Source organism: Amycolatopsis sp. NPDC004079 (genome assembly GCF_040610415.1).
Lineage (GTDB): Bacteria > Actinomycetota > Actinomycetes > Mycobacteriales > Pseudonocardiaceae > Amycolatopsis > Amycolatopsis halotolerans.
Window position 1 is genome coordinate 102,085 of the sequence record NZ_JBEXMH010000029.1, and the last position, 9,233, is coordinate 111,317.

12 protein-coding genes are annotated in these 9,233 nt (G+C 70.6%); 8 read left to right on the top strand and 4 right to left on the bottom strand.

Annotated elements, in window-relative coordinates:
• Position 1 precedes the first annotated feature (1 nt).
• The 7 genes from ABZX37_RS27505 to ABZX37_RS27535 all read left to right on the top strand — a co-directional run bounded on the left by ABZX37_RS27505 (position 2) and on the right by ABZX37_RS27535 (position 5,611).
• Positions 2 to 1,825: a hypothetical protein gene (locus tag ABZX37_RS27505; RefSeq protein WP_354744247.1), complete on the top strand. Its 1,824-nt coding sequence runs from the start codon at positions 2 to 4 to the stop codon at positions 1,823 to 1,825.
• A gap of 335 nt (positions 1,826 to 2,160) precedes the next feature.
• Positions 2,161 to 2,298, top strand: coding sequence for a hypothetical protein (locus ABZX37_RS27510; RefSeq protein ID WP_354744249.1), 138 nt, complete (start codon positions 2,161 to 2,163; stop codon positions 2,296 to 2,298).
• Between the two features lie 379 nt (positions 2,299 to 2,677).
• Positions 2,678 to 2,941 carry a hypothetical protein gene (locus tag ABZX37_RS27515; protein ID WP_354744251.1) on the top strand — a complete coding sequence of 88 codons (264 nt, stop codon included), beginning with the start codon at positions 2,678 to 2,680 and terminating at the stop codon, positions 2,939 to 2,941.
• Positions 2,942 to 3,732: 791 nt separating this feature from the next.
• Positions 3,733 to 4,125, top strand: coding sequence for an NUDIX domain-containing protein (locus ABZX37_RS27520; protein WP_354744268.1), 393 nt, complete (start codon positions 3,733 to 3,735; stop codon positions 4,123 to 4,125).
• Positions 4,126 to 4,157: 32 nt separating this feature from the next.
• Positions 4,158 to 4,670 (top strand): hypothetical protein, encoded by a 513-nt coding sequence (locus ABZX37_RS27525; RefSeq protein ID WP_354744253.1) that lies wholly within the window; start codon positions 4,158 to 4,160, stop codon positions 4,668 to 4,670.
• A gap of 276 nt (positions 4,671 to 4,946) precedes the next feature.
• Positions 4,947 to 5,222 (top strand): hypothetical protein, encoded by a 276-nt coding sequence (locus ABZX37_RS27530; protein ID WP_354744255.1) that lies wholly within the window; start codon positions 4,947 to 4,949, stop codon positions 5,220 to 5,222.
• 218 nt (positions 5,223 to 5,440) lie between these two features.
• Positions 5,441 to 5,611 carry a hypothetical protein gene (locus ABZX37_RS27535; RefSeq protein ID WP_354744257.1) on the top strand — a complete coding sequence of 57 codons (171 nt, stop codon included), beginning with the start codon at positions 5,441 to 5,443 and terminating at the stop codon, positions 5,609 to 5,611.
• Positions 5,612 to 5,668: 57 nt separating this feature from the next.
• Here ABZX37_RS27535 and ABZX37_RS27540 read toward each other — a convergent pair whose 3' ends face one another.
• Entirely contained in the window at positions 5,669 to 5,905 is a 237-nt protein-coding gene (locus ABZX37_RS27540; protein WP_354744259.1) for a hypothetical protein, read from the bottom strand.
• A gap of 51 nt (positions 5,906 to 5,956) precedes the next feature.
• Complete coding sequence (locus ABZX37_RS27545) at positions 5,957 to 6,280, bottom strand: PadR family transcriptional regulator (protein ID WP_354744261.1); 324 nt, start codon at positions 6,278 to 6,280, stop codon at positions 5,957 to 5,959.
• Positions 6,281 to 6,372: 92 nt separating this feature from the next.
• Here ABZX37_RS27545 and ABZX37_RS27550 point away from each other — a divergent pair, with 92 nt between their 5' ends.
• Positions 6,373 to 6,969 (top strand): hypothetical protein, encoded by a 597-nt coding sequence (locus ABZX37_RS27550; RefSeq protein ID WP_354744262.1) that lies wholly within the window; start codon positions 6,373 to 6,375, stop codon positions 6,967 to 6,969.
• A gap of 78 nt (positions 6,970 to 7,047) precedes the next feature.
• Here ABZX37_RS27550 and ABZX37_RS27555 read toward each other — a convergent pair whose 3' ends face one another.
• A complete protein-coding gene (locus tag ABZX37_RS27555) occupies positions 7,048 to 7,593 on the bottom strand; it encodes a hypothetical protein (RefSeq protein WP_354744264.1) in 546 nt (181 codons plus the stop codon).
• Between the two features lie 522 nt (positions 7,594 to 8,115).
• On the bottom strand, positions 8,116 to 8,463 hold the full coding sequence (locus ABZX37_RS27560; RefSeq protein WP_354744266.1) for a hypothetical protein: 348 nt from the start codon (positions 8,461 to 8,463) through the stop codon (positions 8,116 to 8,118).
• Between the last annotated feature and the right edge of the window lie 770 nt (positions 8,464 to 9,233).

Here is a 9,233-nt window from a genome sequence, read left to right on the forward strand (position 1 = left end):
GATGTCCTATCCCGCCGGAAATCAGCCGCACACTCTTGCCCAGCTCGCCCGCCGTGCCGGCATCGCCGAGAGCCGCGCACGCGCCCTCTACAGGACCGACCCGTCCGGGCTGCCCAAACCTGACCGGTACGACGCCGACCGCAAGCCGTTGTGGTTCGGGCCGACCGTCGATTCCTGGTCCCAGCGCACCGGCCGTGCCGTGCCGGAGGACTCCCTGTGGTTGTTCCGCGCTCCGGCGGCGGCCGAGCCTGCGGTCGAGATGATGCGCCGCGTGGTCACCGTGGGCGGGCCGGGTGCGCGGCGCACGATGTTCGCGATCGTGTGGGACACCGACCGCGGGCACGTGATCTACCTGCAGCCGTTGGGCAACACCGGCGGCGACCACAAGGACTGGATGGCTTCCGGGGCGGCCGAGCTGATCGAACCGCGTTGGTGGTCGACCGCCGTGGTGATCATGCCGATGGAGGAGGACCTGGCCTTCTACACCGAGTTCGCCCCGATCGCCTACGTGTACAAGCTCGTCGCCGAGCCCGACGAGGGCGAGGGCCCGCAGGCGGTCCTGCGGCGCTGGCTGCGCAGCGGCGCCGGGCGGCCGCAGGCCGCGGCACCCCGGGCGAAGGCCGTCTGGCAGACGCATCTCGACCTGGGCGACATCGCGAAGGTCATCGGCCGGCCCATTCCGTTCTGGCTGCGCGGCACCGCCACAGTCGAGAACGCCGAGCGCAGCCTCGCCTACGCCTCGACGTTCACCGTCCCGGACACCGTCACCGAGTGGCCCGCCACGCAAGCCCGGCTCGAGCGGGCCGTCTCCGCCCGGATCGCCGAGCAGCACCCGGCCGCGTTCGCCGCACTGGCCGCGGACGCTGCCGACGGCATGGAAACCCTGCGCACGTCCCACGAGAAGACCCCGAGCACCGGCGACGGCTGGTACCTCGTCGCCCGCCCGGCGCGACCGGCCCCGCCGGTCGAACTCGAGCGGCTGCTGGCCAACGCGGTGCCGGTGCGCGACCTCGACATCGTCGCGGCCGAACTAGCCGAGCTGCGGTCGCTGGAAGCCGACCTCGACGTCGACGATCCGCTCGGCGACGTCTACGAGGAATCCGCCCGGGCGCTGGCCGAGCAGTTGCGCGCCGCCGCCGACGGAGGAGACAGCGCTCACGCCGCGCTGACCGACGACCCGGTCGAGTTCTACAGCGCGCCGTGGGAAGGCCCGGTCGTCGACGCCTGGCGCGCGAACCTGACTCCGGCCGACCTGGACCAGGCCCGGCGGCTGCGCCGGGTGCGCCGGCTGCTCGACAACGGCTACGAGGAACTGGGCATCGAGGCCTTCCGCGATGCCCAGGGCCGCTACGTCGTGCCCGTCCGGCTCGCGAACGGCGACACCTGGTTCCGTGCCGAATGGCCGACCGCCCTCGACGTCGTCGGCTCCTGGACCGACGAGACCGTCCTCGCCGCCGACGAATCCGGCTCCTCCGCCACGCTGCTCGCCCTGACCCCGGCCCCCGACGGGAAACTGCGCACCGATCCCGTGCCGCTGCTGCCGCGCAGCGGCAGCGAGGGGTTCGGCTACGGCTACAGCGGCGGCGGCCCCGCCGGCACCTACGTGGCGCTGCTGCGCTGCGCGCTGAGAGCCGATCGCGACGAGGCCGGAGCCATCGCGCGATTCGGCAACGGCGCGGACGGCGACGGCGGAAGCCAGCTGTGGGAAGCGATTTCCGGCACCAGGGGCCCGCTGCGCCTGTCCTGGCCCCAGGTCGAGCTCTGGGCGCGCGCCGACCGCGAGCACGCCGCCCAGCGCGACAACGCCGCGGACCGGCTCGGCTGAAGAACAGCGCTCTCGAGGACGATGCAGTCGGCATCTCCCGGCGATGCTGATGCTTCACGGTTCCCGGCAGCGCAGGCTCCCCGTCCGGAAACACCGCCCTGGGTATTGGAAACAGCGGTCCAGTGTCACCGCGGTTCCCGGGCGGTCATAGTCGGGTCGTCTTCCGGGCGAGGCCCCGGCGGCACCGGGCATTCGCCCGGGTCCGTGCGCATCGGCCCGGGCTCGCGGCGGGGAGGCCTCGTCCGGTGCCGCCGGAAGCCCGGAGGAACCGTCGGGATCGGTCGTCTGCCGATGGCCGGTCCCGAGGCAGCTGTCTCGAGGGGGAGGAACCTGACGTGGGAAAGCACAGCAAGGCCGAGGAGCCCGGCAGCGACGAGGGCGGCAGCGCCGGCGAAGAGCGGAGCCCGATGCCGTCCGGAGCGCGCGCACCCCAGTCGACGAGCGAAGCGGCAACCGCGGCCGAGCGGACCTGAATGGACGAGAAATCGTTGCCCTGCCCGGACAACGGGGCGGGAGCGATCGGCGAGGCGGCTCGTGCGGCATGGCCGCAGGAGTGGCGGGATGCGTACGAACGCGTGTCAGCCGTTCCGTGTGCCGCGCACGGCGCGCGGGTCGGCGAGCCGTGCTTCCTGCCGCCGGGGAAAACCACGTCCTTCCGCTGGCCGAAGCTGTTCTGCCGCGAACGAGGCGAGTCGGCAAGGGCGAACGCGGCGCCTGGCGGTTCCGGTCGGAGCTGATCGACCTGGCGCGCTGGCCGAACATGCCGTCGTGGTGGTCGGCGCGGCGCAGGCTCCGGGCACGGCAACGTCGGCGATGCCGGGGCGGCCGAGTCGGGATCGGAGGCGCGTCACGGTGGTCCGGAGCGCCCGGGAACAGTACGTCACCGACATGGTGACCGAGTGGCTGGTGAACGACGGCCCTGTCCGGGCAGAAGCCGTTCGGATCGTCGCCCGGTCGGGCAAGACCGCAGCACACGACCTCGGAGTGTGGCTGTGGCGCCATCTCCGAGAGGCACGGCGCGGTACCGCAGCCTGGCATCTGGCCCAGGAACTGGCGGAGAACGACTATCTCCGCGTTTCCTGGGGCGAGGTCGCGCGCTCGGTCCAGGAAGGCTGAGTCGAGGCGCGGATTCATAGCTCCATTGCGAAGCCTGCCGCCTGCGGGCTCGCCGCCGTTCCGCATGCCTGGGCATCCGTGCGCGGCGAAGCCGTTCCCGGTTCGGCCGCCGTCTTTCTGCGGTTCGCCTGAATTCCCGGCGAGAAGCCGCCGGCGAAGGCGTGGGAGTCGTGCGGTGCAGGAGCAGGTATTCGCGATCTGGGCGAGCGGCATCGCGCACAGGTTATTGCATTTCTGATTGCAATGACCTGAATGTGCTTTGCGGGCGGGGAATGCGCTACCTTGGCAGGAGGCAGAACATTGCCTTTCGTAGAGGTTCGGCGGCCGGGCTGCGGTTCCTGTTGTGTCGGCGTGCTCGCACGCATCCGCCGCCTGCGGGGCATTCCGCGGGACGCGCGCACCTGGTGCGGGGCGAGCCCTCGGCTCGTCGCTGCGCGGCGAACCGCGAGGTTGGCGGCAGGCCGACAACCTCGCGGGCGGCATGGCAACCGGGCGATGCGCACAGCCCGGCATTCCGGACGGAGAACGTCCGGGCGCTCGGCGGGACGCCGATGGCGCGAGCCGCAGTGGAAAAGCGCGCATCGGGAGCGGGCGTTGGGCGCGGGCGAAGCTGCGGCTTCCCGCAGCCGGACTCGTCGGGCGGTGCGTCGGTGTGGGGCGTCGCCGGGCTGACCGGCGGCGTTGATCGAGCGGCGACGTCCTCGGTCGTCCTGGAATCCTGCCTGCATTGTCCGGGCCGGATTGACTGAAGGGAACCACGTTCGTGGCCGACATGACGCCCGAGACCGTTCCTGGCCGCCAAGGTCGCGTTGTTCGCGGAGGAGGACGGAGTAGCGCACGTGCTCCGGGTGACCCGTGCGCACCCGCCGTTCGACGGCGGCCCCGCGTTGCCCGGCGGCCGGGTAAGGCCCGGCGAGCCTTCCAGCGCTGCCGCGGTGCGGATTCTCGGGGAAGAGACCGGCATCGAGATCGGAGAGGACGTTCTGTACCCCTTGCAGGGCGCCTTGGCCGCCCCCGGCTACCGTGCGGACGGCTACTCCGGTCTGCTGCCGCCGATACGGCCGGCCAGCCCCGGCGGGGATGTCGCTGACGCGACATGGGTTCCCATTTACGAGGCCCACAGCGTCGACAGGCCGTTGCAGGACGATGACGGCGACTTCTACATGATGGCGCGGGGGAACTGACCCCGCGTCCGCTTCTGAGGAATGTGAAAGCCATGGGTGCCAGCAAATTCCTGATCTATCAGGACGGAGCCGACGCGGACAAGGCGTTCTGCACGGCTGTCGCGGACGCGCAGCTGTGGCGCGGATCGGGCGGCAACACGGGCACGATCGCCGAGAAGGCCGCCGCGGGGTTCCTGGTCGTCTCGGCTGATCCGGTCGCTCAGGAGCAGGCCGAGAAGATGGGCGCCGCCATCCTCGACGGCCGCGACGAGCAGTGGGCGGAGATCCTCGAGAAGGACGGCCCGGTCGGCGCGATCGCGGTCAAAGGCGGGCCCCGCGAACACCACGTGCGGATCCCGGACGTTCCTGGCGGACATGCGGACTTGGACGCGGCCGTGGCCGCCGCGACCGCCGGGGTTCTCGCCGTGGGTGAGCGCGTCGTCGGCGAGGCGTTCGGCTCGTACCGGACGGACGGCGTTCGAGTGCTCGGCGGGACGCTGATCGTGCCGACCGAAGGAGCCCAGGTGCACACCGGCTGGGAGTTCTTCGGCGTTTCGCGGCGCTGACAAGACAATCGGGAGCCGGGCAGGCCGCGCCCCTGACGGACCGCCAGCAGACGGCGCCCCATTGGTCGGCGCCGCCGCCCGAGCCCGCGCCCCGTCAGCAAGGACCCGCTTCCCGCGGGGCCCGGGTTCACCGGTCGGCCGCGGGTGTCCGCCGATCGTTCTGTCCGCGCGTTGTCTCGGTTGACCGGTGTGCGGGAGGGCGTTGCGGTTGCTGCGGGCGGGACGTGTGGCACGATTCCGCCGCGATGCTGTCTGTCGACGTCCGGGGGAGGGCGCATGAGGTTGCCTGGCCCGCTCGCGGACCGTCCGCGCCATCGCGGCCTGCCGGTGCCGTACTTGGCTCCGTTCGTCGACGAGCGCATGCACGGCGACGAACGGCTCCGGTTCGAGGTGGCCCCGGACGGCACCCTCGGCAGGATCAGGTACGCGGACGAGGTCCCTGGCGATCGCGACGCCCGGGGAGTGCTGTGGATCCGGGTGACCTCGCGGCCGGGGCGACGGCGGCGGACATGGGGAAAGTCCATCCGCGGCGGCAGCGGGAATGCATGCTGAGTCCTGCGTGCCAGGTCTGCGCGACCCCCTTGGCGGCCGACGCGGTGCCGTGGGTGCTGCCCCTTCCCGAGGTCGCCGACGCCCCCTCTGGCGGAACGGTGCGGACCGCAACCCCTCCGACCTGCCTGCCCTGCGCTGGGGCATCGCGGCGGCTGTGTCCCTTGCTGCGCCGCAGCGGGTCCCGGCTCTGCCTCGTCCGTGAATTCAGCCCGTGGGGCGTGATCGGTTCCGAACGCGGCGGCGCCGCCACCGTCGCCGCTGTCCTGGGCACCGCGCGCCCGCGCTGGATCCCCTACACCGACACCGCAGTGCTCGGCCGGGTCATCGCCGAGCAGCTGATCGTCGAACTCGCCGAGTGCGAACTCGTCGACGAGATCCCGCCGCGCTGACCCGATCGCCGGATCTGCTGCGCCGCCGGCGCGACAGGGCTGCCGACCGGACCCGGGTCAACCGCGCGAGGCGGCGTCGGCGTGCGCGTGGTCTCGGGCGAACTCGTCGACTGCGGCGAGCAGGCCGCTGTCGGAGATCGAGGGAGAGATTCTGCAGAGGTGGAGACCTGTGTGTCGCAGGCACATGATTTCGAGGTCGGCGAAACCGGCGTTGTGCAGGCGAAGGTGATCGGGCAGCCGTCTGGCAGCCATGAGCTTCGCGATGAGGGCCCGGCGGGATTTGTGGTCCGGCACTCCGCCACCTTACGGGTCGGCTGGTGACCGCGGAATGATGCGGCCGTTTCCTCAGCGGTTTCCGTTTCGTCGGTACTGGCCCAGGTCCATGGTTGCGAATCGGGGGTCGGTGGCTGCTCGGGCGAGAAGGACACCGAGTTCCGTCCTCCCTTTTTCCGTCAGCGTGTAATACGCGCGCGGCGGGCGGCCTGCGGCCGTCCCGGCAGGTTCTCTCTTCTTTTCGAGCCAGCCTGCTCCCAGCATTTGCGCCAGGCGGGGGTAGAGCGCACCGGAGAGGACTCCAGTGTCGTCGGACAGTCGGTAGCCCCAGTGCCGGTCCTCAGGCGCGGCCATGAGCGCGGCGGCGATCTGCACGAGGGCGTGGGTGACGCGCATAGGCCGATCCTGGCAGAGAGAGCACGCCTGTACGGCCAGGCTCGACTCCGCGGCGACCCTGGAACGCCCACTGCCTGCGCACCCGGCTGCGCATGCACGGCGACGAGTTGCGCAAAGCCGGGCGGCTCCCCGCCGCCGTGACGCGCCTCGAGTACGCCGCCGCCGTCTCGACCGATCCGGCCGGGCACGGCTCCGTGCTCGTGCTGCTGGCCCGCGGCTCCGGCGATGCCGGTCTGAGCGACACATTCGACACCGCCGTCGACGGCTGCCGGCGAGCACTCGACTCCGGCACCGAGCACGGGATGCTGCTCAACCCCTTCAGCCTGAGCGAGATCCATGCCCGCGGATTGCTCGCCCTCGGCCGTCCCGGCGACGCGCTCCGTGCCTTGCGCAACAGCGGCACCGGGGAGCCGGCCGCTCCGCACTGGCAGGTCATTGCGAGCGTCACCAGGGGCGAGGTCCTCGCCGCCGCCGGCGAACGCGACGGCTCCGCCGAAGCCCTCCGCTCGGCCATCGCCACGGCCGAGCAACGCCGGCTGCCCCACCAGCTGCAGACTGCGGAGCCGTCGCAGCGCCGCGTGGTCGGCGTCGACGACGGGCGCCAGGCCGCCGGCGGCGCGGATCGCCCGCTGTGCTCTCCCCCATGGCTTGTGAACCTCTCGGCCGCAGCGCGCGGGGCCGGGCCGTGACTCGGCTGCTGCCTCGTCGGCGACCCGCACCGACGGGGCAGCTCCATGCCACGCGACGTCAGCGCGGCTGGTCCGGATTCAGCGGTCGCCGGCCGCGCTGGTGGCGTCGTTGTGGAGGCCCATCAGCGCGGCGGCGGTGGGTGCGACCATGTCCGGCCAGTGGCGGTCGGCATGCCGCCAGCAGCCGACCGTCCGCCAGCGGCCCTGATGCGCCAGCAGCATCTCGATGTCGGTGCTGTGACCGCAACGCTCCTGGTATTCGGGGTCGTCCTGGGAAATCAGGCGTACGACGAGGTCGCCGTCGTAGTGGCCGTCGGCCGGGGGCTGGCGGGCTACCCAGGTTCCGGTGAACAACGTGGCATGGTCCCACCGATCGAGGGCCGGGTCATCGTCGATGTCCACCGCTGTCACGAGCATCGCCCATGCGTCGTCGGGATTGCGCATCGGCGGCGGCGCGAACGCCGGGGTGAGGATCACCGTGTCCGGCGGCTGGCCTTCCGGCATCGCGGCTTCGTCGCGTGCGCGCGGCTCTCCCGCAGGCAGCTCGACGTGATCGGTCTGCGACGCGTCTGCGGCCGCGAACGCGTTGGCAGCGGGTTCGTGCAGGCCGCTGTCGGTGGTCATTGTCTATGCGCCCCTTGCGTTTTCGTGTGATACCGGCCGGGCGGCCGGGCTTGCATGGACGCTTGGTGATCGCGTGCTTGTCAACGGGTGGGTACGCGGTGCGGGCGAAGTCGACCCTTGTGGGGCAACACATTGCCGTGCCTGCTGCCCCGCAAGGTCGGCGAACGGTTTGGGTCCGCCGGGATAGGTGCGTGGACCTGGTCGGGTGACCGACAGGTGCACGCGCCACCGACCCGTCGGGACGTTTCCACGGCGTCATCGGGGGAATGCCCAGCTCTGGAGCGGGGCAGTCGCTCGCCGCCCTCTGCCCGGCCTGTCGCTGCCTGGATTCCTGCGCGGTACGCCGCGGCTGGTCGCGACGTTCGGGGCAGCGCTGGTGATCGTCGGTTGTCGTGGGCGGGGGGTGCGTAGTTCGACGTCGGCGAAGGCCCCCCGCCCCGGAACTCCGCAATCCCCTCCGCCCTGCCGCCCCGCCCCGACCCCTGCAATCCCACCCCCACCTGACCTCCTGCCCAACCTGTGTCATGGGTTGTGGGTGCCGGGTGGTGGTCCGGTGGTGGGTGTGGGTTGGTGGTGGGGTTTGGCGGTTGTGAGGAGTTGGGTGAGCCATGTGATTCCGGTGGGGGTGGGTTGGTGGTAGTGGCGTGGTGGTCTGGTTTTGGCTTTGTGGGGGTGTTCCCAGGTTGCGGTGAGGTGGCCGTGTTGGGTGAGGCGGTGGAGTGTTTTTTGGATGGTGATGGTGGGGATTCCGGTGTGTTGGTGGAGGTTGTAGCCCCAGTGGTGGGCGGTGGGGTTGGTGAGGATGGCGTGGGCGATGGTGGTGAGGGTGTGGGTGGTGCGGAGGGGTGGGGGTGTGTTGTTGGTGGTCATGGGTGTGGTGTAGTGGGGGCTAGGATGTTTAGTGGTGAGGTGTGGTGGTGTGGGGTGTGGGTTTTGTGGTTGTGAGGGTGGGGTTTTCTGGGGTTTTGAGCGGGCGGACCTAAGATAGTTAGTTGTCAGGGTGCTGGGGTTTCCCGGTGGTGGGGGAGTGTCCGGGTCGCCGGCGGTTGGGGCGGTGGATACGCCGGCTGTGGCGCGGTGTGGCGGGGTTCCGCGGGGCGCGCGCGGTGACGCGGGGCGCGGGGGTGTGCGGGGCGGAGCCCGGCACACCGGGGTGTAGGCGTCGGTCCGGTTGGGGTGCAACGGGTTCCGGCGGGCGACGGCTGGGCCGGTTCCTGCGGGGCGTGCGCGGAGCGCGGTGGAATCGTTGCGGGGCAAGGTTTTCGCCCGTGGTGGTGGACTACGGGGCCGGTGGGGTAGTGTTTGTGTTGCGCGCCAACGGTCCTCTTGTTTTTCACCGGTTGGCCTACGTCACTGGAACCCCCGTGTTTGTGTTGTGCGCCAACGTATCGAGGTGTTCGTGAACAGATGTCCTACGGACCGCGACATTTCGGAAAGTGTTGCACACCAACAAAACCAATTGGTCTAATCCAGTAGTCCAAAAAGGACCTGTTACTACGCAACGAAAAACCTACGACAGTCCTTTTAGAACAGTCCACTTACGACAGTCTTGTATCCACGGTTTCCCTTGCGCAGCAAGGGGAATCGTGGTACGTTCTAGGATCGACCAGCGGGAGATCCATTAGGGGGGGGACCCCCCG